Origin of the sequence: Leptolyngbya sp. FACHB-321, assembly GCF_014695975.1 — a bacterium.
Lineage (GTDB): Bacteria > Cyanobacteriota > Cyanobacteriia > Leptolyngbyales > Leptolyngbyaceae > Stenomitos.
The window spans coordinates 26,813-52,998 of sequence record NZ_JACJPI010000045.1; the positions used below are offsets into that span (position 1 = coordinate 26,813).

Annotated in this window: 23 protein-coding genes and 1 tRNA gene; 11 read left to right on the forward strand and 13 right to left on the reverse strand. The window is 51.5% G+C overall.

From position 1 onward, the window contains the following. The first annotated feature begins 171 nt into the window (after positions 1-171). Both H6F76_RS07660 and H6F76_RS07665 read left to right on the forward strand, forming a co-directional pair. Positions 172-486 carry a hypothetical protein gene (locus H6F76_RS07660; protein ID WP_190507194.1) on the forward strand — a complete coding sequence of 105 codons (315 nt, stop codon included), beginning with the start codon at positions 172-174 and terminating at the stop codon, positions 484-486. A gap of 207 nt (positions 487-693) precedes the next feature. Beyond that, the gene (locus H6F76_RS07665; RefSeq protein ID WP_190507196.1) at positions 694-1,065 is read left to right on the forward strand and encodes a cupin domain-containing protein; all 372 of its coding nucleotides are present in this window, start codon (positions 694-696) and stop codon (positions 1,063-1,065) included. Here H6F76_RS07665 and H6F76_RS07670 read toward each other — a convergent pair. Continuing rightward, positions 1,062-1,376, reverse strand: coding sequence for a DUF6679 family protein (locus H6F76_RS07670; protein WP_190447006.1), 315 nt, complete (start codon positions 1,374-1,376; stop codon positions 1,062-1,064). The two genes, H6F76_RS07665 and H6F76_RS07670, sit on opposite strands and share 4 nt — an antisense overlap. 684 nt (positions 1,377-2,060) lie before the next feature. Here H6F76_RS07670 and H6F76_RS07675 point away from each other — a divergent pair. The 3 genes from H6F76_RS07675 to H6F76_RS07685 all read left to right on the forward strand — a co-directional run bounded on the left by H6F76_RS07675 (position 2,061) and on the right by H6F76_RS07685 (position 5,325). Then, positions 2,061-2,807: a creatininase family protein gene (locus H6F76_RS07675; protein ID WP_190507213.1), complete on the forward strand. Its 747-nt coding sequence runs from the start codon at positions 2,061-2,063 to the stop codon at positions 2,805-2,807. 398 nt (positions 2,808-3,205) lie between these two features. Next, on the forward strand, positions 3,206-5,083 hold the full coding sequence (locus H6F76_RS07680; RefSeq protein ID WP_190507215.1) for a hypothetical protein: 1,878 nt from the start codon (positions 3,206-3,208) through the stop codon (positions 5,081-5,083). Between the two features lie 165 nt (positions 5,084-5,248). Continuing rightward, positions 5,249-5,325: transfer RNA gene (locus tag H6F76_RS07685), tRNA-Met, on the forward strand. Positions 5,326-5,429: 104 nt separating this feature from the next. Here the strand turns inward: H6F76_RS07685 and H6F76_RS07690 are convergent. Continuing rightward, positions 5,430-6,164, reverse strand: coding sequence for a TIGR04283 family arsenosugar biosynthesis glycosyltransferase (locus tag H6F76_RS07690; protein WP_190447002.1), 735 nt, complete (start codon positions 6,162-6,164; stop codon positions 5,430-5,432). 126 nt (positions 6,165-6,290) lie between these two features. Further along, a complete protein-coding gene (gene arsS, locus H6F76_RS07695) occupies positions 6,291-7,430 on the reverse strand; it encodes an arsenosugar biosynthesis radical SAM (seleno)protein ArsS (RefSeq protein WP_190507217.1) in 1,140 nt (379 codons plus the stop codon). Positions 7,431-7,531: 101 nt separating this feature from the next. On the opposite strand from arsS, the gene H6F76_RS07700 reads away from it, so the two are divergent. Next, positions 7,532-7,978, forward strand: coding sequence for a hypothetical protein (locus H6F76_RS07700; protein WP_190507219.1), 447 nt, complete (start codon positions 7,532-7,534; stop codon positions 7,976-7,978). On the opposite strand, the gene H6F76_RS07705 is transcribed toward H6F76_RS07700, so the two are convergent. Beyond that, a complete protein-coding gene (locus H6F76_RS07705) occupies positions 7,968-8,594 on the reverse strand; it encodes a TIGR04282 family arsenosugar biosynthesis glycosyltransferase (RefSeq protein ID WP_190507221.1) in 627 nt (208 codons plus the stop codon). The two genes, H6F76_RS07700 and H6F76_RS07705, sit on opposite strands and share 11 nt — an antisense overlap. 72 nt (positions 8,595-8,666) lie before the next feature. On the opposite strand from H6F76_RS07705, the gene H6F76_RS07710 reads away from it, so the two are divergent. Then, positions 8,667-9,299: a class I SAM-dependent methyltransferase gene (locus H6F76_RS07710; RefSeq protein WP_190507223.1), complete on the forward strand. Its 633-nt coding sequence runs from the start codon at positions 8,667-8,669 to the stop codon at positions 9,297-9,299. Between the two features lie 25 nt (positions 9,300-9,324). Here the strand turns inward: H6F76_RS07710 and H6F76_RS07715 are convergent, their stop codons facing one another. The 5 genes from H6F76_RS07715 to H6F76_RS07735 all read right to left on the reverse strand — a co-directional run bounded on the left by H6F76_RS07715 (position 9,325) and on the right by H6F76_RS07735 (position 18,657). Further along, the gene (locus H6F76_RS07715; protein WP_190507225.1) at positions 9,325-11,154 is read right to left on the reverse strand and encodes a glycosyltransferase family 2 protein; all 1,830 of its coding nucleotides are present in this window, start codon (positions 11,152-11,154) and stop codon (positions 9,325-9,327) included. Between the two features lie 134 nt (positions 11,155-11,288). After that, positions 11,289-11,546, reverse strand: coding sequence for a hypothetical protein (locus tag H6F76_RS07720; protein ID WP_190446996.1), 258 nt, complete (start codon positions 11,544-11,546; stop codon positions 11,289-11,291). 71 nt (positions 11,547-11,617) lie between these two features. Then, a complete protein-coding gene (locus H6F76_RS07725) occupies positions 11,618-12,811 on the reverse strand; it encodes a M20 family metallopeptidase (RefSeq protein WP_190507227.1) in 1,194 nt (397 codons plus the stop codon). Between the two features lie 91 nt (positions 12,812-12,902). Next, positions 12,903-15,383, reverse strand: a complete 2,481-nt coding sequence (locus H6F76_RS07730) for a putative PEP-binding protein (protein ID WP_199321984.1) — start codon at positions 15,381-15,383, stop codon at positions 12,903-12,905. A 394-nt stretch (positions 15,384-15,777) separates the two neighbouring features. Continuing rightward, positions 15,778-18,657, reverse strand: coding sequence for a PAS domain S-box protein (locus tag H6F76_RS07735; protein ID WP_190507229.1), 2,880 nt, complete (start codon positions 18,655-18,657; stop codon positions 15,778-15,780). 307 nt (positions 18,658-18,964) lie between these two features. On the opposite strand from H6F76_RS07735, the gene H6F76_RS07740 reads away from it, so the two are divergent. Together H6F76_RS07740 and H6F76_RS07745 are read left to right on the forward strand one after the other, a co-directional pair. Continuing rightward, the gene (locus H6F76_RS07740) at positions 18,965-19,681 is read left to right on the forward strand and encodes a ComF family protein (protein WP_190507232.1); all 717 of its coding nucleotides are present in this window, start codon (positions 18,965-18,967) and stop codon (positions 19,679-19,681) included. Positions 19,682-19,738: 57 nt separating this feature from the next. Then, on the forward strand, positions 19,739-20,014 hold the full coding sequence (locus tag H6F76_RS07745; protein ID WP_190507234.1) for an acylphosphatase: 276 nt from the start codon (positions 19,739-19,741) through the stop codon (positions 20,012-20,014). A gap of 148 nt (positions 20,015-20,162) precedes the next feature. Here the strand turns inward: H6F76_RS07745 and H6F76_RS07750 are convergent, their stop codons facing one another. The 3 genes from H6F76_RS07750 to H6F76_RS07760 all read right to left on the reverse strand — a co-directional run bounded on the left by H6F76_RS07750 (position 20,163) and on the right by H6F76_RS07760 (position 23,373). Further along, the gene (locus tag H6F76_RS07750) at positions 20,163-21,221 is read right to left on the reverse strand and encodes an anthranilate phosphoribosyltransferase family protein (protein WP_190507236.1); all 1,059 of its coding nucleotides are present in this window, start codon (positions 21,219-21,221) and stop codon (positions 20,163-20,165) included. A 134-nt stretch (positions 21,222-21,355) separates the two neighbouring features. Further along, positions 21,356-22,327 carry a LysR family transcriptional regulator gene (locus H6F76_RS07755; RefSeq protein WP_190507237.1) on the reverse strand — a complete coding sequence of 324 codons (972 nt, stop codon included), beginning with the start codon at positions 22,325-22,327 and terminating at the stop codon, positions 21,356-21,358. Positions 22,328-22,539: 212 nt separating this feature from the next. After that, positions 22,540-23,373: a COP23 domain-containing protein gene (locus H6F76_RS07760; protein ID WP_190507238.1), complete on the reverse strand. Its 834-nt coding sequence runs from the start codon at positions 23,371-23,373 to the stop codon at positions 22,540-22,542. A 555-nt stretch (positions 23,374-23,928) separates the two neighbouring features. Between H6F76_RS07760 and crtR the strand changes: the two genes are divergently transcribed. Both crtR and H6F76_RS07770 read left to right on the forward strand, forming a co-directional pair. After that, positions 23,929-24,891: a beta-carotene hydroxylase gene (gene crtR, locus H6F76_RS07765; RefSeq protein ID WP_190446987.1), complete on the forward strand. Its 963-nt coding sequence runs from the start codon at positions 23,929-23,931 to the stop codon at positions 24,889-24,891. 179 nt (positions 24,892-25,070) lie between these two features. Further along, entirely contained in the window at positions 25,071-25,451 is a 381-nt protein-coding gene (locus H6F76_RS07770; RefSeq protein ID WP_190507239.1) for a phage holin family protein, read from the forward strand. Between the two features lie 159 nt (positions 25,452-25,610). On the opposite strand, the gene aroH is transcribed toward H6F76_RS07770, so the two are convergent. Further along, a complete protein-coding gene (gene aroH / locus H6F76_RS07775; protein ID WP_190447065.1) occupies positions 25,611-26,015 on the reverse strand; it encodes a chorismate mutase in 405 nt (134 codons plus the stop codon). Positions 26,016-26,186: the final 171 nt, after the last annotated feature.

Sequence of the window (26,186 nt, forward strand, 5' to 3'; positions counted from 1 at the left end):
ACTGACAGCGTAAACGCCTAGATTTAAGGTGCCTACTTTACAAAGAATTCCGACTTTTGTTACGAAAACTTAATACTTCTTTAAGGTTTCAAACTAAAACTCAGGTCACAATCGCGACCTAAGCTTCACACTAGAGATCTAGCTCCTTATTTATCACACTAATCTACTGCCGTGTTTCAACTTCTGCAACCGCTTGTACATGCCATACAGCCCCTGCTGGTGCCGCTCTGCTTTCTTTCTGCCTGGTTTATTGTGATGCTTGTGGGCTGGAGTGCCTGGACAGCAACCCGTGATACCGTGGCTCGCGGTCGGCAAATGCATCGTATTCCCTGTGCTAACTGTCAGTTTTTTACCCGTGATTATCACCTTAAATGCACGGTACGACCGTCTACAGCGTTGACAGAAGAAGCCATTGGTTGCCCAGACTATGAGCCAGTGACGAGTGCTTACACATCAAAGCCTCAAACTTATAGCAGGATGCAGTAATGTACGCTAAAACAGCCTAGAGCGGTGGCTTTGAGACTGAGAGGCGTAGTAATTCGGTTCGGAACCAAACGTTGGTGCTATCCTCCCGTTAGGAGTGCTTCGGCTTGCAGCATGAACAGTTCAGACTGACAGCGATCGCGTTTCATAGCTTGCTGTTTGAAACTAGATGAAAATGACAGCAGGAAAGAGCTAAAGGAAGTCAGATTTATGTTGATTCAAAAGTTGAGTGAGTGCCCAGAGTTTACGGCAGGCGACGGCACCTTACTACGTGAGTTGCTTCACCCAGACAAACAAGCGATCGCGCTGCGCTACAGCCTGGCACACGCGATCGTCCCTGTTGGTCAAACGTCGTTACCTCATGCGCTGACAACATCTGAGGTCTACTACATTCTTAGTGGTCAGGGTGAGATGCATATCAATGACGAACATCAGGCTGTAGAACCTGGAGACACTGTGTACATCCCACCCAATGCCAAACAGTTTATTCACAACAACGGCACAGAGCCATTGGTGTTCATCTGCCTAGTTGATCCGGCATGGCGTAAAGAGGATGAAACGATTTACCCATCTAACGACTAGTCGGGGTTTGAATCTGGAAAACGATTGTTGGGAATTTGCTCAGCTTCGGGGCAATCATCAGAGACAGCAGGCTCAACATTGCCTTTTGGAACAGCGGCTAGCTTTTGAGTGACAGCCCCTATGCTTTCTAGACGAACCATTTCTTCCCACGAACAGTTTTCGTCTTCTTCTTCAGTTTCGTAACGCAGGGTCACTAGGTCTCCTTCGATGTCGAGGATACGTGCCCGCTCAATCCAACGTTGCTGGTCCCGCAAGAAGATCCAGACTTCGCGACCGTCGCAACACAGTTGATAGATCTTGCGGTGTAACATGTTGCTTCTCCTGAGCAGTGAATGTGTCAAATACTTCGTGCAATGTCTCTATTGCAGGCATGGCTTTCACCGTCGTTGGGGCTTCCGTGCCTTGCTCCTTTAAGAAGCAAAAACAGGGGGAAAGGCGTGTTGCCCTTATCCCACCCAGCGATCGAAGTATACCCAGCGGAGCGGCACTTGAAAAAACTTGAGCAGCTTTCATTGGATAGACCAATGTTAACTGAAAGGTGAAAAACAGCTTTAGGTTGCGCTTGAAGCGGAAAAATGTTTTTCGAGGTCATTATTCAAGTAAGGTTCAGTAGTTTCAGTAGGTTCTGCGTCGGCTAAGGACATCAGCACAGACCCTTACAGAGAAGAAAAACTTGGCGTATGGAGCAGTACAGATAAAGAGGCGCTGACAAAGAGAAACCCGTCACGAGCGTCTGTAGATCTAGCCATTTGCCTTAGCATTCTCCTTCACTAAACGTACAACAGACAATGTTGATTGAAGCCTCTTCAACTTAGACGATCGGTTTAAATCTCTTAAGTATCGGATTGTACCAACTATTCTAGCGATTGTTAAGCACGATGCGAGTGATTAGTGCCTAACTGAGGGCAAAGTGCAGATTGGACCGGCGCTTACGCAACGAAAGTTTATTTTTGGTAGGGTAGCTGCAAGATCTTAGGACAGTGGAGGTGATTAAAATGTTGCTGCAATTGAGTACCTGGCTTGAAGTAGAGGCATATTTGGAGCGATCGCAGGGTATTATCGTGCCGATCGGTTCCACTGAGCAACATGGTCCAACGGGGTTGATTGGCACCGATGCGATTTGTGCAGAAGCGATCGCGCGTGGAGTGGGTGAGGCGACACAAGCGCTCATTGCGCCGACGATCAACGTAGGCATGGCACTCCATCACACTGCGTTTCCGGGAAGTATGAGTCTGCGACCCAGTACGCTCATTTTGGTGATTCGCGATTACATCACCTGCCTGGCACGAGAAGGGTTTACACGCTTTTTCTTCATTAACGGGCATGGGGGCAATGTGGCGACGCTAAAGGCAGCGTTTTCTGAGGTCTACGCCACTTTGGTTGATTTGCACGTGCCTCAGGCAGAGCAAGTTCAGTGCCAGGTAAGCAATTGGTATCTGTGCAGCCCTGTTTACAAGCTAGCGAAGGAGCTTTACGGCGACCAGGAAGGCTCTCATGCAACGCCTAGCGAGGTTGCCCTGACGCAATACGTTTACCCAGAAGCAATCAAACATGCCCCTTTAAGTGAACCCGTGGCGAAGGGACATCGGATTTATGGCGCGGCTGATTTTCGACGACACTACCCCGATGGACGCATGGGGTCAAATCCGGCGTTAGCAACGCCTGATCACGGCAAACAGTTTTACGAACTAGCCGTCAAAGATCTAAGTAAGGCGTATTTGGAGTTTCTCGCCGCAGTATAAAATGGCGCAAGTGGTAGAAAAATGTGAGGATTAGCCATTGGTTTCTGGCAAGGCGTGAAGGGGTGAGGGGTGAAGAGGGGAAAGAGTATGGCGTGAAGAGGGGAAAGAGTATGGCGTATTCTAATCGGAAGTGGCTGTAGATTGCTTTTGCCCTTCTCGTTGGGCTTGACCAATAATCGTGGTTTTCCGTAGTGTCACTAGCTAAGGCAAGCGCGTTTAAGCAGATGCATAGTCCTAATGACAAAAAGGGCATTCTCAGTCATGTAGCCGTTTGCGTTAAGACATAATTATTTCGCGTTACCGGAATGCCAGTAAGCCATGATGTGGCTGTAATCATGATGTGGCTGTAATACAGTGGCGCAACGATTGCCGCGATCGTGCAAAGCTCGGAGAATAGGATGTTAGAAACCGATTCATCGCCTTCTTCAATGGATGCTATCTCACAGCAGCAATGCCTACAGCAGTTAGCACAGCAGTTACAGGCGTTGCTGCGATCGCACCCTCATGCGTCTCTAATGCAGATCCAATGTGTTGTGAAGCAAGGGCACTTGATGGTTCTTGGTCAGCATCCATCTGAGGGCGCGCCCGATTCGCAGGCAATCTTTGGCACGTTGGAGCAAGCGATTCCCACTCTGTTGCCCACGTTTCAAGAGCATTTAGGGCTAGGTACAGACGCTCCACCGCAAGCAAAACTTTATCTAAGAGCGCTAGGACAACGGCAACCCCATGCTACTCACACCTTTCCCTTGCCGTTGATCGCGAAGCCGTTTGAGCCTTTGACCGAGACGACAGACGCTGATTGGATGCTGGGCAGGGACGAGTCTACTGCCAACAAAAATGAGTTGCACGATCGTGAGGTGGGTCATGATCATGATGGGGGTAGCAGTGATGATATTCACGCTGCAACACCGCTGGAGACGGAAACCGCTGATCTGGCTCACTTGAACCCTGACTTGACACCGATCGCCCATCCAACACAGGCTGAGCGATCGTCCCTTTTGCCGTGGATCATTGCTGGTATTGGAGTCAGCATTATCGGCTTTGCAGGCGGGTTGTGGTTCATGTCGCGCCCCTGTATGGCTGGGGCTTGTGAACCATTACAAGCTGCACAAACGCTGAATCAGCAGTCTTTACAAACGTTGCAAACGGCAAAAACACAGCAAGATTTGCAGCGGGCACAGCAACAGCTTGCAGACTCAAAGCGGCAGCTTCAAGGCATTCCTAAATGGTCACGCTATTACAATGAGGCGCAGGCATTGCAGCAAGCTGCCCAAACGCAAGCACAGACGCTTGATCTAGCGTTGGGTGCTGAGAGCAAAGCCAACACAGCCATCCAGAAAAGCCAGGCGCTACCGCAGTCAACGGCTGATCTACGAGCAACGCAGGGACTCTGGCGCGAGGCGATTGCTCAATTGCAAACAATTCCCCAGTCAAACCCTCTCTATACCTATGCCCAGGCGCGATCGACCGCGTATGCAGCGAACTTAGCAGCAATCGGCAAACTCTCGATCACGGAACAACAGGCACAGAAAAAATTGGAAGCAGCGAAAGAAACCGCCAAAATTGCGGCAGCTAGACAGGGTATTGCCCAAACCTCAGAAAACTGGCAGTTAGCGCAAGTAACGTGGCAAGTAGCCATCAATACCCTACGGCAGATTTCTAGCAGCACCACGAGCTATGCCGAAGCGCAGCGGCTCTTGTCAGACTACCAACCCAAGCTAGCGGCAGCCCGCGATCGCGCAACCCGAGAACAACTTGCCCAAAAAGCTTTCAATCAGGCGATCGGGCTGGCGCAGAGAGCCGAAGCTGCACAAACTAGAAACCAATGGTCACAGGCAGTCGCTAATTGGAGAGACGCACTCACCAATATCAAGCAAGTGCCTGACAACACTGCCTATGCTGAACTAGCACAACCTCTGGTCGCCTCCTACAGCACCGCAGCGCAGCAAGCAGAAGCCCAACTTCAAGTTGCGGCTGCCAGACAACGAACGCGGGATGACCTGAACCGCATTTGCACTGGGTCGCCCAGGATGTGTACCTACGCGATCGACAACGATGTCATTCGCGTGCAGTTTACCAGCGCTTACGAGCGGAAGCTCCGAACCGCATTCATCATTGGTCAATCCGGCGATCGAGGCACTTTGGGTGGAGCCGTCAACCACATTGAGACGCTACAAACTGCTCTGCAAGCGATTACTGACAACGCAGGCTTGCCACTCGAAGTTTATAGCGCCGACGGTAGCGAATTAATTGGGTCGTTTAATCCAAAAGGGTGAGGGGCGAGAAGGAAAGGATGAAGAGAGAAAGGAGGCATAAGGAGCGTTTTAAGTTTGCTGCTTCCTGTTTGAGACTGTCTCCGCCCCCTGTTTGCGAGTCTCTCAAAAGAGATTTGAGAATAATTGCCACAATCTCGCTATTTATCGTTATACTGAACAAGTTGACGCGGGGTAGAGCAGTCTGGTAGCTCGTCGGGCTCATAACCCGAAGGTCCATGGTTCAAATCCATGCCCCGCCACCAAAGATTAAATTCACAGAGCCTTGTTAGTTGAAAAGCTGACAAGGCTCTGTTTTAGCTATTTAAATTGCAAACATGGTGTGAACTGCTGCGAACGATCGCCTGCCTCAGCGGATGTCTTCATAAAAGCGCTTGAGGGTTGTGGCAGATGCGCCCATGCCCCAAAGAAAGCCCACAGAAAGATAGATCGCCGTTGCTTTGAGTGCCCCCCATTTAGCGACTCGTCGATCGGACGATTGTACGACTCGGTTCACCTGGCGAATGCGTCCATGCGGCAATAGCTTAAGGCACAAATCAGCCTCTTCCATGATGGGTAGCGCTGGATCAAAACCTCCACATGCCCAAAAAGCTTCACGACGACAAAACATTACCTGGTCGCCAAACAGGAGCCGCAACCCTTTGAAGGTAAAGAGATACGGGTGAAAGAGCAGAGGAGCATAATAGGTCTTCAAATAGTTGTGCAAGGAAACGCCCCAGCGCGTGGTTTCAGTGCCAGTCATGAGTGAAATAAAGCCACCGCAGGCGATCGCAGGGTTCCCCAACGTCCGTTCAATTACTGTGACCAAATCATCAGGCACCAATGTATCCGCATGGAGAAAGCAAAGAATTTCTCCTGTTGCCGCCTCTGCACCTCGATTCATTTGAATCGAGCGTCCAGCCTGCTCGGAGTGAATGACGGTTGCAGATATGGAGGCAGCGATCGCAGTAGTTTCGTCTCGACTACCACCATCCACTACCAAAATTTCCCACGCAGGCGGGTCAAGCACACTCAAGCAGCGCAGCGTCCGTCCCAGTGCCGCCGCCTCATTTAGGGTAGGGATAATGATGGAAACGCGGGGCATAGAATAGATTTCACATAGTAGATTCCAATGAGTGACTGAGTGAGCGGCCAGCTAACCCTACGGGAAGCAAGCTACAGCTATCAGCAGTCAGCCCTTTAACCTTCTGCCCTCTGCCTCCTGCCTTCTCTAAATGATCGCCCCACTACACGAACTTCCTGCGCCAGCCGTACAGCCAAAGCAATGGTGCCCGGTTACAATCTCACGTTGGGCAAGGAGGGCTGCATTGAAGTCGCGAATGTGGGGGCGTTGTCCATGAGGCTGCTGTGCTTCGAGATCCAGCATTTGATTGAAATCGCAGTCAAAAATGCGCCCATCCCAAGAAATTGACAATGTGTTGCGGCACATTAAGCCTGCGATCGTGCCAGGGTTAAACGCATTCACCAGCCGTTCCATATACGCTTGCAGGCTGCCAGATGCCTCCAGCCATTCCAGGTAGCGCGAAATCGGCATATTGTTGAGGGCTATGAGGCGATCAAACGTAATCCCATAGTTTTCCTGCAACCCGTTTTTCCATTCTTTTTCAATGCAAGGGTTATTTTTAGCGAGGCAAGTACCCACTGGATTAGTTACTAACACTAATTGCCGCTGCGGATCGCCCTGTCCGTAGCCTGCGGCATTCAGCCGTTGGAGAGCCTGAATGGATTTCTCGAACGTACCATCGCCACGTTGGGTATCCGTTCCTTCCTGCCGGTAGTGCGGTAGCGAGCAGACAATCTCTACGCCTCTTGCTGCTAGCCATTCAGGGAGATCCTGCATTCGTGGTAGCAGTAGTACGGTCAAGTTGCAGCGATCGATGACATGTTTGCCACGCGCCACACATTGATCCACCAGATAGCGAAAATGGGGATTCATTTCTGGTGCGCCGCCCGTGATATCGACCGTGTGAGCCTCTGTTTGATCCAGCGCTTGCAGACAGGCATCGATCGTTGATCGATCCATATTTTCAGCCGTGCGTGTAGGACCTGCATCCACATGGCAATGGCTGCACGTCATATTGCACAGCTTGCCGAGGTTAATTTGAAAGATCTCCAGTTTGCCGGGTTGCAGGGTTTGCCATTGGTGCGCTGCCAGAGTTTGAGCAAAATTACCCTGCTGTGGCGTTTGGGACAAATCCACGGCGGCTAGATCTGCAAGCTGTTGGTGTGGGTCAGCCAACCGCGATCGACCATACAGCGTAGCTGTTGTCGCTTTGGACGAAGCCGTTGAGGATTGTCTTTTAGAAGTATTCTTGCTGCCTAACGCCAAGTCTTGTACCGTTTCAGACATTAAAAATCCTTTGCAGTCTGCCTGTGGTCTTCTGTTAAAAGCTTATCGTTTACAAAGAGTTGCTGACCGCTTCACGTTGAAATCGCTTTTGGAGGTGCCGGATGGAACTTGAGCGCTATGAAAAATGGGAACCTGTAGAAGGGATCATAACCCCTGCCTCTCGTGCCTGGATCAGAGATGATTATGAAGGTCTAGCGGTCACACTAGTTTTCTCTAAGATCATTGATGGGCTAGATAAAGAACTCGAAATATGGTTTGGTCGCGTGCCAGCTTACACCGTTCATGAAGAATTCGTCCATCCCTGGAATACCTATGGTTCTGAACCTGCCCCAAAGCTTGATAAAGGACAGTGGGATAACTACAATTTTCCGCTCCGTATTGTTAAGAATTCTGTGTGGCTGCGATCATTCTCAGAGATGCAACTACTCCATTATCCAGATAGTATTCACTACAACTTCGTGACGCTAGACCAGACAATTGATGTTCTTTGCAACGAAGAGCCTGAAGTATCTTGGATCGATCCGTTATACGAATTTCCTAATCGATGATCGTCTGAGCCGTGACTCGCTCCCAAACAGGCAAATCATCGGGTCGATCGACATCTGTCAGCGTCGGCAGAGTGGTCAGAGACAGATTAAAATTGCTCGCAATGTCTGCCGTTTGTTGAAACACGCGATCGGTGCTCCAGGCGATCGCTTTAAATAACTCAGGCACCATCCGTCGCAGCCCAATCAGATAATACCCACCATCCTCTGCGGGTCCCACCACCAAATCGGTTTGCTGTAATGCCTGAAATGCCTCTACCAGCAAAGCGGTAGTCAATTCTGGGCAATCGGTGCCAATGATGACCGCAGCCTTCATGCCACTATCAAACGCGGTTTGGAATGCCTGCGCCATACGATTGCCTAAATCCCCTTCGGGTTGTGGTTGGCAAACAAGATCTGTTCCTAACCAGGTCTGCATTTGGGCGCGATCGCCGCCTGCAAACCAGCATTCTACTGTTAACGATCGGTTTTGCTGTAAGGGCTTGACCTGAGCCAGCGTATGTTCCGTCATCTGGCGATGAAGCTCTGCGGCAGCTTCAGCGCCCAATGCCGGAATCAGCCGAGTCTTTGCCTTTCCTGGTTCTGGGTAGCGTGTGAAAAAAATGAGGCGTTCGCTCACGATCGTCCCTTTATGGTTAACGTCTTATGATTAACGTTGCCAGCATACCTGTAACCGCAACGGAAGCGAAGCATGATCGAAACAACGGTGCGCGACCAGTATAACCAGATGGCAGAGCGGTATGATCGCCGCTGGAGTCGCTATCTTTTCAATACACTGTCGTTTCTTAAAGACTGGGTAGCGATCGTGCCAGAAAGCACTGTGCTCGACATTGGCTGTGGTACGGGAGAGTTTGAACGGTTAGTGCTGTCAGAACAACCCGAACACACGATGGTCGGCGTAGATCTTTCAGAAGGAATGCTAGAAATGGCTCAACAAAAATGCCGCGACTATCCTCATGTTTCCTTTCAAAAAGCGTCTGTCGTTGCGTTACCATTTGTTGATCGCAGCTTTGATGTCATTGTCTCTGCCAGCGCCTTTCATTACTTTGATGACCCGATCGCCGCACTGAAAGAAATGCAGCGATTGCTCAAGCCCAATGGTGAAATCGTGATTTTGGATTGGTGCAAAGATTACATCATGTGCCAACTGTATGACGTTGTGCTGAAGCGGGTTGATCCGGCTTATCGGCAGAGCTACACGCAGGCTGAGTTTCACCACTTACTAACCCAGGCTGGTCTGGTCATCGATCGTGCCGCTAAAGTCCGCTTCGGTCTTGCCTGGGAATTGATGATTGCCACAGCCAAGACAGACACTCCTCTGTAGCTTCCTAATAACGAAAGAGCAGCCACTACCAAAGCTCAAAGGTGACTTCTCGGTGCGACAGGTTGGGATTGTAGTACGGGTCGCCATTGAGTTTGGCGAAGTAGTGGCTCCACTTTTGGTTCAAGGTTTCCCACTCGTTAGGTTGTAGCCCTGGTTTGCGGCTGAGTGATTCGTAGTGGATCAACTGAGCATAAGGCGTGACAACGTTGCGGTAACCCGCCTCATGCACTTTCAAGCAAAAGTCTACATCGTTATAGTTGAGCGGAAAAATTTCATCCATGCCACCCACTTGATGGAACACTTCCGTGCGGATCATCAAGCAAGCCGCTGTTACCGCCAAGTAGTTGCGATTGACCAGATTGGAGCAAAAGTAGCCGGGATGATCACCATCAAAACCGTGAAACGCATGACCTGGATTGCCACCCAGCACCATCACCCCACCATGCTGAATTTTGCCATCAGGATAGAGCAATTTTGCCCCCACTGCGCCGATCGCCTCTTGCTGGGCAAACTCCACCATCGACTCTAACCAGGCAGGTGTTGTGACTTCCGTATCATCATTCAGCAGCAAGAGAAACTCTCCCCTCGCGTTAGCAGCACCCTGATTAATGCGGTGAGCAAAGTTAAACGGCTCCTCAGAGCGTACGAGCCGAACATTTGCTACCGGAGAACCATCGGCAGGCTGCATGATGGCTGCTAGCGTACTGTCTGGGATGTCGTACCCATCCACCAGCACCAGCTCAAACTTGCGATAGGTACTGCGTTCTTGAATGCTACGGATGCAGTTCTCCAACGCGACTAGAGAACCTTCTGACGTATGCAAGGCTTTGCCAGCACTGGGGATAATAATGCTAATTAAGGGTTCGCCCAGAATGTGACGGCGTACGCGCCAAAAGCCAGGGCGATCGGGTGCTGCCTCAACCCAACCGGGATAGGGGCTGCGTGCCACCATTGCTTCCAACGCCTGACGCGCTGCAATATATGCCCACGGCTTTGCTTGCTCGCCTCCGGCTGTCACCGACGCGGGAATAATGCGCCAGTGATACAACACCTTCGGGATGTGGTAGATCTGCTTGGTTCGCTCGACCATACGCAGCACTAGATCATAATCCTGAGAGCCATCGTAGCCTGCGCGAAAGCCATTAATCTCGCGGATAAGGCTTGTGCGGTAGACACCTAAATGGCAGGTGTACATGCAGGCGTGAAAGTAGTCAGGCGACCAGTCGGGCTTGAAGAATGGATCGAGCCGTTTCCCAGCCGTATCCATTTTGTCTTCATCGCTGTAGATAAAGTCAGCTTCTGGATGCTCGTTGATAAGTTTGGCGTTCTCAAACAGTGCATTGACGGCAAGCTCGTCATCGTGATCGAGCAACGCAATGTAGTCGCCCGTTGCTAGCGCCAGTGCATCATTGCTGGCAGCCACAATCTGACCATTTTCTGAACGAAAGACGACCTTAATGCGAGGGTCGAGCTTGCTGTAGCGGGTCAGGATTTGCTTGATATGAGGCTTGGGAGAGGCATCATCAGCGATGCAAAGTTCCCAATGGGGGTAAATCTGGTTTTGTACCGATCGAATTGCTTTTTCTAGCCAAACTGCCTCAACGTTGTAAACGGGCATGATCACTGAGAAGGTTGGGCGTATAGACCAACCTTCGATCGCGCGTTGGGCAGCCAGCAGATCGGCGCGAGTAAGGCACTCACGCGCTACCCATTTTTGATAGTTCGCCTGACCGCGAAACTTTTCTAAGCTACGTCTGTAGAGAAACTTTAGCAGACCGATCGTATTGCGTTCGCGCCAGACCCGCCATAGCTTGACAAGTTTACGGCTGATAGAAACGAGAGGGTTGGCGCTCATGGCATCGGTTGCATTGGGGGCACTGTCAATTCTTGCCTATTCTCCAACGTTTGGTTGCTAAAGTTATGCCAAAAGCTCTGTTGGTTTCAGTTCTAGTGTGATTACAGTTCTCATCAAGTTCTCATCAATAGTCGTCACAGTTCTGATGGCGAATCAGGCGCAACGATCTCTCCTTCACCGATAGTCAGCATTTTCTGCTGATCGGTAATCAAATCGGTCAATTCATTGAACTGCACCCCCATCGACTGACAGGCTTGCTGTAGCTCGTGCTTGAACGTGTTGAGATCAGCACCATAACCGCAAAGATTAGCAGCCGTCTCTGTTCCCTGCTTTGCATTTGCGCGCGCACAATCAACGAGTTCTAAACCTTTCAGCGGTGCGGTTGCTGCCATGTTGGTTTCACTAACGCTACGCCTATCACTATCTTATGGACAGCGCTGCTAGCTATCCACCAACAGGCGGATTATTCACTACGACTGCTGGGAGACTGCCAATACTGACAGGCAGCATACGCCATTGTGACAACACCTGTGATGATCGCCGTTTCATCGATCGCAAACTGTGGATGATGCAGCGGATAGTTCTGCCGATCCTTAAACCCAACGCCAAGCCGAAACATGCTGCCCGGAGCATGTTGCAGGTAAACCGAAAAGTCCTCCGCACCCAGTGATGGTTCATGCAGCATCTGAATGCCTTGAGTACCCCAGGCATCAACAGCGGCACTTTCTAGAAGCTGAGTCATCACGGTATCATTTTGCACGGACGGTGTACCGTGTCGGTAGTGGAGTTCGTAACGGGCACCGTATGTCTGGCAAAGGTTCGCCACGATCTGCTCAATCCAGCCAGGTAGAGCAGCACTGGTTTCGGGGTGGAGCGATCGCACCGTGCCCAAAAGCTGCACTCGATCAGCAATTACATTGGGGGCACGTCCACCGTTAATTTGCCCGATCGTCAGCACAACAGGACGTAGCGGATTTTGCGTCCGGCTGATGGCTTGCTGGAGGGTAGTGATCACCTGAGACGCAATCCAGATCGCATCGATCGCCTCATGAGGTCGTGCCCCATGCCCCGACTCTCCCAGAATCGTGATCTCCAAATCATCGGCTGCGGCAGTCAGTGCGCCGTAGCGAATGCCAATGACCCCTGCCGGAATGGATGGAAACACGTGCAGCGACAAAATGCCCGCCACATCTTCCATCACGCCATCTTCCACCATCCACTTGGCACCCTGAGCAATCTCTTCTGCCGATTGAAACAGAAAGCGAATGTTGCCCGGTAGGGCTAACCCCAGTTGCGACAGCACCATCGCGGTACCCAAACCGACGGTTGTGTGAACATCGTGCCCACAGGCGTGCATAATCCCAGCCTGCCGTGACGCAAAGACTAGCTCAGTTTTTTCATGAATGGGCAGCGCATCCATATCAGTGCGAATTGCCAAGCGGCGGTCATCTGTGCCTTGACCCAGTAGTTCGCCAACGACACCAACTTTGCCAATCCCTTCTTGTACGTGCAGCCCGCAGGACGACAACACCCCTGCCACGTATGCTGCTGTCTTGTGCTCTTGCCCGCTTAGTTCGGGGTGGCTATGCAGGTGGCGACGAATTTCGATCAGTCGAGGAGCCAGTTTAGCAGTGATGTCTTTAATTTGGGCAAGCATGAATCAAGTGTAGTGTGCGTTACTCCCATAGTAAAAGAGTAAAAGTTTTTACATGAATCTTGGCAGGGCGCGATCGCCGGATCGAAATGAGCTAATCTCGCACCCTCCCAAGCAAGAGTTGCTGTTCTGCCTGCGCGATCGCCCAGTAGGTTGCTTCTACAGCCCCTGGATCAACCGATATTGACGTAATACCCCAGCGCACTAGATCTGCGACGAGTTCAGGGTCTTGAGAGGGTGCTTGTCCACAAATGGAACAGGGAATACCAAGCTGGATTGCCTGCTCGATCAAGCGGGAAATTGCCGCCTTCACTGCGGGATGTCGTGCCTTAAAGCTGCTTGCTAGTAAAGCGTGATCACGATCGACACCTAGCAATAGCTGCGTCAGATCATTAGTGCCAATGGCAATCCCTTGCGCGCCTGCGCTGACATAGTCTGGCAGCAAGAACAACACTGAGGGCACCTCTGCCATAATCCAAAGCTGAAACTGGGAGTGGCGCGTTAGCCCTGCCGCCTGCACCCGCTCACGACAAAAGGCGAATTCTTCTACTGTGCGAACAAACGGCAGCAGCAGGTGGATATTGGTATACGTTGCCTGTACCTGAGCCAGAGCAGCCAGCTCCAGATCAAACAGCGTGGGGTCAAGGCAATAGCTGAAGGTGCCGTGTAAACCAAGCGTTGGGTTCACCTCGATCGGTACCACTTCACCGCCTATTAACCCTCTTGCTTCGTGCGATCTTAAATCAAGCGAACGATAGAACACAGGACGTGGTGCTAAAGCGGCTGCAAATTGGCTGATACGTATTGCCAGACGCTCAACCAGTGCTGCGCTACGTCCGCTATGTACCCATTGGAGTGGATGCTGGTAATCCAACGCTGCAATGGCTAGCAGCTCACCGCGCAACAAACCAATGCCATCGATCGGTAAGGCAGCAATCATCTCAAGGGTTTGGGGTTGGCTCAGGTTCACCATTAGCTTGGTGAGCAAGGGAGGGCGATTGGCAGATCTAGGTGTCTCAGTGGGTAGGGTCATTGGAAGCGTTGCTTCTGCCTCCTCAGCCTGGAGTTGGTCGACAAGGCGATAGACGTTGCCACGATCGCCATCGACCAGAATCAACTCACCTGTTTGAATCTGCTGTGTCGCATGAGTGGCTGCCAGCACGGCGGGAACGCCAACTTCTCTCGCAATAATGGCGCTGTGCGAGGTCATGCTGCCTTGCTCTAGCACAAGACCAGCCGCCTGCTTGATCGACAGTAACCAGTGCGGCGGTAGCATCTCAGCAATCAAGATTGTTCCAGGCATCAGTGTGTCGATCGCCTCACCCAGCGCAATGACTCTTGCCTTGCCGATCACCTGCCCCGGCGCAGCGGCTAGCCCAGCCAACAGCAGCACTCGATCGGCAACCGCAACGGGTGGCTCTGCAACCAATGGTTCTGAGTCTGGAGGCGCAGCACGATCAGGTCTCACCATGACTTGAGCCGATGAGTCCAGCAAGGGATACGGCTGGCGCGTTGCTGGTGTAATCAGTTGAGTCAGGTAAAACTGGGGTGAACAACCCTGCTCCTCACAGAACGTCCATTCCAACACCGTCGCCTGATTGAAAGTAGCTACGACAGCGCGCACAAGCTGCACCAAAGCACCAAGCTGCGCCTCCTTGAGGGCGAACTCTACTTGCTGTGTTTCGTTGAGTAAATAGGCTTGCAGCAGCGGTAAGTGAGCATGAGGCAGCAACGGTGTCATGTAAGACGATCGCACAGCTTCATCGCTAGCGGCTCCAACATTAACGGTTGCAGTCTCCGCTACCTGATAAACGATCGTTCGTTTTCCAAGTTGCTGCGCCTGCACTATGCCGCTACTGGCATGAACCTTATAGACATCTGGCGACACTTCACCCCAGTCGATCGCCATGCCCAGCCCAGCCGTTGCCTGCACTTGCAACGTATCGCCCAGTCGTTGCACCGTGCCAGAGGCGATCGCTGATCGTAGCGGCTGCACCAGCACTGCCAGCTTGACCTGCTGCAATTGAATGCCCAAACGTTGCCAATAGAATAAACTCTTAGCACGAAAAAGTTGTGCCCAAAGACGCTTTAGCCCTTGAGCAAGCTCGGCTTCCGTTGCCCGACAGACCTGAATGTCAAAGAGCGCTGAACTTCTACCGTTTGCGATCGCCTCTGTTGCTGCGGTTCTAGTGGTCGTCTTCACAAACAGAGAAGGGCGCAGCACTATCACAGGCGTTTGTAACTGCTGCATTGCATCTGTGATCTCTGCTAGACAATCGGTTGGTAAGGTTGGTGCTTCGATGGACTGCCGCAGTCGTTGGGCGATCGCCTGAAGTTGCCGTGGATTCTCGATGTCTAGCCGCAGCGACGAGTGCGGTAAATCAGCAAAGAGGGGTTCTGACCAGTCGATCGTTTCCAGAAACTGCTGTAAAACGCGGGCAGAAACAACAAACCCTGGTACAACAGGAAAGCCCTTTTGCAGCAACTGGCTCAGGTACAGCGCTTTGTTACCGACTAAACTTCGATCGTGCGGTTGAATCTGGTTGAGCCAGTAGAGATTAGCCACAGCAGCCATACGTAGCGAACAGTCTTCAATCTTAGAATTTTCGCTGCCGATATGATAGCCATTTGATGGTTGGCGTTGCTGTGGGGTACGAACGGATGCTTTTGCTTCCTGGTTGCAGTGCTATAGCACAAGGATGACGAGGGACGAAGGATAAGAGATCAATAAAAGCCCTTGTTCAAAGGAGGTTTCAAAGTTTAGGTTTGTCTTAACAGTCTCTTCGACTGCTATGGCAAAAGGCTAAAGGATTAAGTAGAACCCTTACCAGAAGCAGAACTAGGAACCCCAATCTGTCCTAACGTTCTCTTCGATTGCTACGTACGTCCCTACAAAATTTGCACTATCAAGCGGCCTCTACTGGCTTCCTAACTAATTAGTCGTGAGGATAAAGGATACCTTGCCGTCACTACGTTGCTGTGCGATTAACCAACGCTAAAACAGCTTGCGCGATCGCGGCAGGATCGATCGGTTTCGCAAGGTGCATTTGAAAGCCACTGGTTAAGGCTTGCTGGCGATCGTCGTCCGTCGCATATGCCGTCAGCGCCAGTGCTGGCAAAAAGGTACCCTGTGCCGCGTCTAGTGACCTGACTTTGCGGATGAACGTGTAGCCGTCTTCATCAGGCATCCCAATATCACTCACCAGTGCATCGGGTTTCCAGCTTGCTGGGGCAGCATCCAATGGTTGAGTGAGCAGACTTAAGGCTTCTGCTGCCGACGCTGCTACGGTCACGATCGCGCCATAGTGTGACATGGCTGCTTGTAAAAAATCTCGGGTATCCGGTTCGTCATCCACTACAAGGATGTGTAGTCCTGAGAGTAAGTCTAACGAGTCGCTGCCCGATGCCGCCCTGGGCAGAGCAAGACCGGAGTTCTTAGCCTGCGGTGTCGGTTGGGCTGAAGAAGGCACAGCGTGATCGCTGCTGGAAGGAGTTCCACCATCATTTCCGCTGTCTATGGCTGGGCTGTCTAGTCGTGCTTGGGGGCTGACCGTTTCCGTCGCTACATTCATCAAGGGCAAGGTAATCATAAATTTGGCTCCCTGTCCCAGACCCAAACTATCGGCATGTACGGTGCCGCCATGCAGCTCTACCAGGTGCCGGACGATCGCTAATCCCAGTCCTAACCCTCCTTCTGCCCGTGTTGATGATGAATCTGCCTGCCGAAAGCGATCGAACACGAAGGGAAGAAACGCCTCGCTGATACCTTTACCTGTATCTGTGACGCTAATGTGGGCATGGGAAAGGTGAGGCGTGGATCTTGCAGCCTGTAGTTTTACATCCACACGCCCACCCTCAGGTGTAAATTTAATGGCGTTAGCAAGCAGGTTCCAGACTGCCTGCTGCAAGCGATCCGGATCACCCAGCACCATTAACGGCATAGTCTCTAGTGGGGCATCTTGCAACCATGTCACAGTAATCGACTTTGCAACGGCAGCCGGACGCATTGTGTCGATCGCGGCTGTTACGACCGTCGCCAGATCAACGGGTTGCGGTTGCAGGCGCAGTCTGCCCTGCGTAATGGTTGAAACGTCCAGAATATCGTTGATGAGCTGGTTTTGTAACCGGGCGTTGCGTTCGATCGTTTCTAAGGTGCGTGCGGTGGTGACTGGGTCAAACTGGCGTGTCCGCAGCAACCGTGCCCAGCCCAGAATTGAGTTGAGCGGTGTACGCAACTCATGCGAAAGGACAGCGAGGAACTCATCTTTCATCCGGTTTGCCTGAGCAAGTTCTTCCGTTTGGGTACGGAGGGTTTGCTCTAACTGCTTGCGCTCAGTCAGGTCGAGAATGAAGGCAATCGTCTGCTGTTTCGCCTCGCCCAAAAGCCCAAAACCTATAAGAACAGGCACCCGGCTACCATCTTTGCGGATGTACTCTTTTTCGTAAGGAACGCAGTGTTCTCCTGCTTGTACCGTCAAAATGCTTTGCTCATCCAGAGGTAAATATTCGGCTGGAGTTATCTCAGTCCAGCGGAGCTTGCCTGTACACAGATCGTCACGCGAATACCCAACCATGCGAAGAAATTCATCATTGGCTTCGTTAATATCTCCGTTAATTTGACCAAAAAGAATGCCGATGACATTCGCTTCGACCAGACTGTTTAGCCGTTCCTGGCTCAGTTTTAGCGCTACTTCTGCCTGCTTACGGGCGCTCAAATCAGCCACGATCGACAGAACGCAATCTTCTTCCGCCGTCAACCCTCGCAGCACTGCCGTCCAGATGCCCACATAAATGAAAGCGCCATCTTTACGCTGGCGGTACGTTTCCATGCCATCTAGCAGCGTGCCGTTAAGAGTAGCAGCAATGTTCGCGGCGAATTCTGCTTGTTTCTCCTCTGGCACCGTAGGCATCACATGATTGATCGTCTCGTTTGCCCGCCAGCCAAAAATTTGCTCGGCGGCTGGGTTCCATCGTTTCACAATGCCCTGACGATCGAGTACTGTAATGGCGACTGGCGATGCCTGAATCAACGCTTGAAGTTCCTGGTTGGTTTCTTGCAGCGATCGCTCTACCTGCTTGCGTTCTGTAATATCAATACCGGTGCTAATGACATGGCTAACGGCACCCCACTCATCTAGCAAGACATTGCTCGACCAGGTAATTAAACGCCGCCTGCCGTCTCTGGCAAGCCAGTAGTTCTCATACTCACTGGGTACAGCATTGACGCATAGATTTCGGAAGACCTGCTTCACGGGTTCGATATCTTCTACCAGCAAAAACAGATCCCAAACGTATTTGCCTCGCACTTCTGCAAAGGTATAGCCTGTGAGCTGTTCACATGCCCGGTTGAACTGAATAATCCTGCCCCAATGATCGAGCACAACGATAAAGCTACCCGCTGTACTGACGATCGCCGTAATCAAATCTCGCTCATGCCGCAGCGCTCTCACCAATTCCCGTCGCGTTGAACTAAGTGAAACCAACAACAGTGAGGTCAGTACAAAGATGCCTAATCTCACCAGGTCACCCGGAGCGCTAACTCTCAAGACGTAGATTGGCGGCAAGAAAAAGTAGGTCGCTGCCAACGCTGCGATCGCAGTAGCACAGAGTCCGGCACCCAACCCGCCATACCAGGCACTCACCATGACAGCCGCAAAAAATACTAAGAATGGTGAGCTACCTATAGGCATCCAGGAGCCTAACCCTAGCATTAGCACCAGCGCCAATAGAACACAAAAAAGGGCGACACCATACCGTAGCCACCGGGGGCGTTCTGGCTTAAGCGTCGGTTGCGTTACTAAGGGCGCGAGTGGTGGTGGAGAGGGAGCGTGAGACTGACGGGACAGCAATGCTTACTCCTTTGTGGGTACAGCAGTAGCCATATTTGGGCATACTCAAGCGGGTATGTCATATTTCCATCGGTACAAGTTGATACCATAACCTGCCGTAAATTGCCAACAGAGACGCCATAGTGGCTTGTCTGTAAGCCAAGCGGTGAAAGGTAAAGAGGGGACAGTTGCAAAGAGTATGGCTTCTTTACTTAGAAATGGCTGTAAGCGAATACAAGGGCTGGGGCATCCATATTCATTCTGACTCCTGACTCATACTTTCCGTTCTACCAGACTAAAAGAATGCGTTTTTTGAGGTTCTCCCTTCATGAGTGGCTTTAGCGATCGGTTCTATGGGCTGGTCAATCTGTTGTTACAAGCTCAATGCCCGCTTTGTCAGCGTACAACCGCAGATACCTTCTGCCAGGATTGCCAACGTCAAGTCCAACGGTGCCAATTTCCCAGTCCTGGGTGGATGCAGCAAGAGCAACTACCTGTATTCGCGTGGGGACGCTATAACGGCGCACTGCGACGCACGATCGCTGCCTTCAAGTACGAAAAGAAGCCCCACCTGTCGCAACCGCTAGCGCAGTGGTTGGCTCATGCCTGGTTAAACGCTACAGACCGCACTACAACCTTCACTGTTGTGCCAATTCCGATGCACCCTAGTAAGCAACGGCAGCGCGGTTTTAACCAAGCGGAGCTATTGGCAACGCATTTCTGTGACCAAACTCGACTGTCGCTTCAAGCACAGGGGTTAGCTCGATCGCGTGAAACCACGGCTCAGTTTGAGCTTTCAGCCAACGATCGTGAACAAAACCTGGCAGATGCCTTCAGCCTCGGTGCTGCCTTTCAGAAGCGATCGCCTACTGGCTCTGTTCTGCTCCTGGACGACATTTACACCACTGGCGCAACCGCTCGCTCCGCTGCCCAAACCCTTCGCCGTCATGGCATTCGAGTACAAGGGCTAATCGTTCTAGCACGAGCGGAGCAAGAGCGTCAGGAGAATTCGCCACCAACATTATTTGACCAAAAGTACCGCTGAAACGTTTTCGCTTAAACTAAGCCATACTCTTCACCCTCCACTTCTTCACCACCCAGCATGGAACTGATTCGCGCACACGTATGGATTTCGGGACGGGTACAGGGTGTTGCTTATCGTATTTCGGCTACCAAAATTGCAACGCACCTGGGGTTAATGGGTTGGGTACGCAACTTGCCCGATGGTGGCGTGGAAGCGGTCTTTGAGGGCGAGGAAGCGGCGATCGAATCGATGCTACGCTGGTGCCATGAAGGACCACCAGAGGCGATCGTGGAACAGGTAAGAGCCTCGTATGAAACGCCAGAGGGTTTACAGTCGTTTAATATTCGGCGCTAGTGCAGAGCTATCTCAGAGGTCGCGTACGTGCATAGCTGCACGGCTTAACGACCTATAGTACTACCCTGTCACCTCTTTACCTCTTCACCCCATCACCCTTCCACTCCATTACCTCTTCACCTTCCCAAGGTTCACCGTCACGCACTTGCTAATGCGCCAGTTGCAGCGGTGTCGCAACCCGCTGGAGGTCGCGCAGTTTTTGCAGCACCAGCCCTTCTGTCAGTAGCCGCTTAGCTTCCTGGATGCCTGCTTCTAGCGATCGACAACTGCCGCAGCGCCACAGATAAAACCCACCGTTCCAGAGGGTTGACTGCATCAACTCAGAGGGCTGCCCTGCCAGCACAGTTAGCATTGCCTCAACAAACGTCGGTGTTGCTTCCAAGGCGACATTCTTACCCTCAAAGCCATAGTCACGGGGATGTAAGGTCAGGCGCTCAAAACCGATCGTCGGTGCACCCAAGCCAATAATCGCGGTACGCTCCCTGGGTAGATCGCAACTACCCTCCAAGCCTTTCACGCTGGTAAAGTGGGTGATGCCTCGCAGCGCGATCGCCTCCTGAAACATCAACTCCGTCGGCGGATGCACGAAACCAGAGACCAGGTGAACTTCTCCGGCATAAGGCGACCAGAGAAGTTCCATCGTTGCCAGGGGCGGACGCTTGCCAATCTGCTCCCGGTACGGCACCAAGCCATGTGCCAGCGGAAAGTGGGACGGTAAGTAAAGAAACCCAATGCCCGTGCTTTCTAAGACGTGTTGTACCTGTGCCAGGCTTAACTGGCTCCAGTCAATGCCCAAGCCCCGCCAATAGTCAATGAGTGGTTCGCCCTCTTTCGTCGGCATCCGATCGCCCCCATGCGAAACCACCGGACAATTTGCGGTTGCTAACAGCAGCGCAAGTAACGGACTGAGGGGCGCCGTGCGCGATCGCCCGTCGTAGGGCACAGACAGCACCGTCACCGGATGCGCTGCCCCAATCGGTTGCAGACGGGGACCGAGTGCCTCATACGCATCCAGCATTCCAGCCAGTTCAGTACCAGTCGGTCGCCGAATCCGATGGGCAATCATGAAGGCACCAATTTGAGCAGGCGTTGCTTCCTGTAACAACATCATGCGGGTGGCAGCAGCAGCCTCCTCACGCGTAAGGGATTCGCTGGTGTGGGTGCCGCTACCGACTTTGCGAAGCAGTTCTCTAAAGGCGTGACTCATGACATTTGCTGAATGGATGCGATAAACGGGTGAGGCAATGGGGCAAGGCGATCGGGCGATACATTGCTGCTGACCAGAGCACTAGCAAACCGACGGCTTAACAGTTAACTAACAACCGTCACCTCATATTCGCCTCACTTGACGCTGACCGCCAGAGGCAACTCAAATTTGGGCGGCAGTAAGGCAGCAACAAGGTTGAAGAAGTGCTGAATCGGTGGAATTTGCAGGCGATCGCGCGTTGTCACCAGTACGACCTGACGGGTGAAGGGCAGATCTACCATTGGTGGAGTGCTCGTGCCATTGGTAGAAGGCAAGCTGGGAGACAGCGATCGTACTGCTAACGTTGAGTCAGTATATGCCTCTGCTAGTGCCGTTTCGGGCAGTAGTGCTACCAGTTCACCCTGGCGTACTACGCCTCGGAAGGCATCTGGCGTATTCAGTTCCAGTGCGGCTCGTAGCGTGATCCCTCGCCGCTCAAATTGCTCTTGCACCAGCCGCTGCATACCATACCCATCCTTAAAGACGACCTGCGGATAGTTTGCCAGTTCATCCCAGGGAATCGTTTCAAACGCAGCTAGCGGATGGTTTGCGGCAAGCAATACTTTAATTGGCTCATCGTATAGCACCTGCACGACCATCTCTGGGCTAGTCGTCAAAAAGCGGTTGTGCATGACGATCGCCACATCTACCAACCCATCCCGCAGGACCTTGAGCGAGCGATCGCTGCCCAACGCTGTCACCCGCAGTTGCACATTAGGGTAATCGTGACAGAACTGTTGCAGGACAGGCGGCAAGTGGTACGCGCAAATCGAATGAATGGCAGCAACGCAAAGCTCTGGCTGCTTGCCAGCAATTAAATCATCCAGATCTTGAACCGCATTCAGCCATTCTTGACAAATCTTTTTGGCGCGAGGCAACAGGCGATCACCTGCGACCGTTAGCTTCGCCTGCGTTGTGCGATGAAACAACGATATCCTCAGTGCTGTTTCCAGGCTTTGAATCTGACGACTAATAGCGGATTGGGTTACACCACAGCGTTGAGCAGCTTGCTGAAAGCTACCCGTCTCTGCCACTGCCAAAAACGCTTGCAATTGCTCTAGGCGCATGAAAGGAGAAAAATGTAGTGAAGATCACAGCAATCGCTAAAAGTGACCTTAACGGATTTGTCCCTCTCGTTCGGTAGAGCTTGATACAGCCAATCGGCTCAATCGCCCCTGCTAAACAAAAAGCCCTGCGAGGGCAGGGCTAACGAATCATCAAAGCGCTCAGTCTAACAATTGCTCCAGTAACGTCAAGGCACTACTGAAACCTCAGATCGTTAGCGGAAGTTACCAGGATTCAGCCGTCTAGGAGCAGACGGAGTTGCTGCGCCACTGCGAAGCAGTTCTCCTGTGCCGCCATCACGTCGATCAAGGAACGGACGCAGGTTAATGCTATCGGAACCGCGAGTGGATTGCTGGGTATTCGCCAACCCACCAATCGCGCGTCCAATTTGATCAAGAATGCCGTTGCCACCACCACCCGTATAAGTATTTACACCCTGAGTTTGCTGACCGCTATCGGCGATCGTCAGGTTTTGAAAAACACGATCGCGAGTAGATGTAGGGTCTTGACCATTCGGCACTGTCAACACAATGCGGCAGCTTGAAACCTTTTCAGTCGTGACGCAGACAGTGTTATAGCCATTCTCAACACCCGTCTTCATTTCTAGCAGCCCATCGGGACGGTACGACTCTAAGCGGCGGCTAATTTCAGCACAGCGACGATTGGCATCCCAGCCACCGCCCATGTTGCTGGGCACTGCCCAGGGATACGCCTGGGATGCCTGGCTTTCGGGACGATACATTACCGTGGGCTGACCATTGGTTGTCTCACAGGTAAAGCGCGTGCCAGCAACGGTTGTCGTTGAGCCACTTGATGGGCTGGTTGTTGTACCGGGACGCTGTGGTTCTGTATCAACAATGACATCACCCGAATTAGTTGGTGTGGTCGTACTTTGAGCAATTTGGAGCGTCTGTGCAGATGGAACGAAGGTCGGTGCCGCGATCGCAGCACTGCTTCCTAATAGCAACAAGGTAGCTAGCGAGGCTCCAATGCCGCTAGAACGCAAAACTGATCGCCCCAAACCGTTTCCTAACCCCTGTGACAACATAGCAAAGACCTCAAAAATACAGTGGTGACTAAAGCGACGACAAAGAAAGCAAAAAACTAATCAAGCGGCTACTGGCAATAGCGAAACCTCAGCATCAAAGCAGTATGGGCAGCGTTTGACACAGACCAGAGGGGGCAGGCGGCTTTGTAACTTAGGCACAGCTACTACTGTCTCGAACGACTTATCCACATCACTTAAAGTTCCTGCAATCAGGAATGTTGAACGCTTTATCAACATTTCTTTGTATAGACAAGGTAAAAAGGTTTGTTCGTGAGTCTTTAGGCGTTAGCCTATGTGGGCTTTAAAGCTGAAAACTGATGCTAATGAGGGCTAAAGAGGCACTATCATACTTAGCGCGATCGCCTGCACAAACGCTTGGTGAGAAGTGGTGAGGAGATAGTTGGCGCGATCGTTAGGTAAGGTCTATAACTTGTGCTGCTGCCTCACGTACACAGATAGCTGACTCAAACAACTGAGTTTCTTTCACAAAACTTTATTTCCAATCGTCAGGTATCGTATACTACGCCTTGGTGATTAGAAGGAGCAGAACTGTAAATGTCGGAGGCAGTGAAGCCCCTGACGGTGCCTAAGGAGTTGCTGGGTCCCCCTAGCAATTTCAATCCAACCCTGCTGATGTTTCTGGTATCAGTAGTGCTGGCAGCGGTATCTACTCTGGGTTACTTTTGTTGGCACTGGTCTCACTGGTGCAGTTTCTTGCTCAATTTTGTGGCACTGCACATGGTTGGCACAGTGATTCATGATGCTTGCCATAACGTTGCACACCGAAACAAAACACTCAACGCTGTCTTGGGTCACGTTAGCGCGCTGATGCTCTGCTTTTCGTTTCCAGTGTTTACACGGGTACATATGAAGCATCACGCTCATGTGAATGATCCTCATAACGATCCGGATCATGTTGTGTCTACGGCTGGACCGTTGTGGATTATTAACGCCCGCTTTATGTACCACGAGTTCTACTTCTTCCAGCGCAAGCTATGGCGGAAGTATGAGCTGTGGGAGTGGCTCGTGGCTCGGTTAATCTTAGGGACGATCGTTTGGTCGTCGTTCCGGTTTGGCTTTACAGACTACGTGTTTAACTATTGGTTTGTGCCGCTTGCCCTAGTGGGACTGGCGTTAGGGCTGTTCTTTGACTACTTGCCGCATCGCCCCTTTGATGAGCGCGATCGCTGGAAGAACGCAAGGGTCTACCCAAATAAAGCGCTCAACCTGCTAATCATGGGGCAGAACTACCACTTAGTCCATCACCTTTGGCCCTCTGTTCCCTGGTACCACTATCAAACTGCCTACTTTGCAACGAAGCCGCTGCTAGATGCCAAAGGTTCGCACCAATCGCTCGGCATCTGCCAAACACCGAAGGACTTTTTTGGGTTTCTTTACGACGTTGCTGTAGGTATCCGCTTCCATAAAACACAACCGCCTGTAGTAAGCTTGCCCAACGAAAATGTTGTCGTTTTACAGACCGTTCAACCGGAAGCGGAGGCTGCCTCTAACCTATAAAAGCGCTATTCAGAAACCGCAAATATCGCTATCCTGCTTTACAGATTAGTTACTTCTGTAGAGCGATGGCGATCGTGCTACAAAATCTATCCAGGTAGAGAGACCTTCGACCGGGCGTTTCCTCAATAATAGGGGTATAACAAGAACTCTAAATCTTGAGTCAATTTGAGGAAAAAACTATGGTTGGAAGTCTCTTAACCGTGTTGGCTACAGCACTCAGTCTGCTTGTAGTCGATCTAGCTGTCCCTGGCGTTGATCTTGCTACCTTTCCAGCAGCGTTGATTGCAGCCGTTTCAATCGGGCTAGTGAACGCGTTTGTGAAGCCCGTTCTATCCACCCTGTCTTTGCCACTTAACTTCCTCACGCTAGGCACTTTTTCTCTAGTCGTAAACGGTCTTTGCTTCTGGCTCGCATCAGTGCTGGTACCTGGCTTTAGAGTTGATGGGTTGCTTGCATTCATTCTTGGTCCAGTTGTGCTGTCTCTAGCTAGCACATTCTTGAACCGCTACTTTGCTGAACGTAACGTTGGCGTACTGCCAGAAGCAAAGCCTGAGGTTTAATATCTGACAACGTTTGGCGCTTGCGATAGAGAGCGCTAAAGCGTGTTGTTAAAATTTGGAGTCAGCAAAAAGGGGCATCATAATCAACTGTGATGTCCCTTTTTATCGATCGCTTGAGAGCATTCGGCAGCAAGCAGGCGTACAAGTTTTAAACTGAATCTACAGAGTCGATTTTGCAATCAAGTTAGCCTGAGCGATCGTCCAATCAGGGCGCAAACTTCTAGCATGACGCAGATACGGATGGTAGATCTCCAGGTCTGGGTTGGGCGTATTGAAATGGATCAAGAAGCGGATACAACGCTCCATGCTTCCTTCGACGTGCATTTGCTGTACATCTAGCAAAGGAACATTTGACCAATGTGGTCGTTCGCGAGCGATCGAAGCTGGAAATGTGGCATCCAGATCGCGGGTAGCTGAAAAAGTGGCACTCACAATTTCATTAGGATCGAGTTGATTATGGTTCTCCAACTCATCTAGCAGTTCATGCACCGCTTCTCGAATCGCCTCAATGGAATTTTCCGAGACGGTTGTTGCCCCGCGCACTGCTCGCACTTTCCAACCCACGCTTAATCCTCCGCACTCAACTAAGGTTTTAATCATATCCAGAACTGAATAATGGCTCCCTGGCTCTGCAAGAACCTGAGTTCAATCATGGCTGATCTTTATTGTGGCTGCCAATGCTTTGGTCAAGATTTCACAGCACCAGCAGGAACAGCGATCGAAATAAAGAACTGC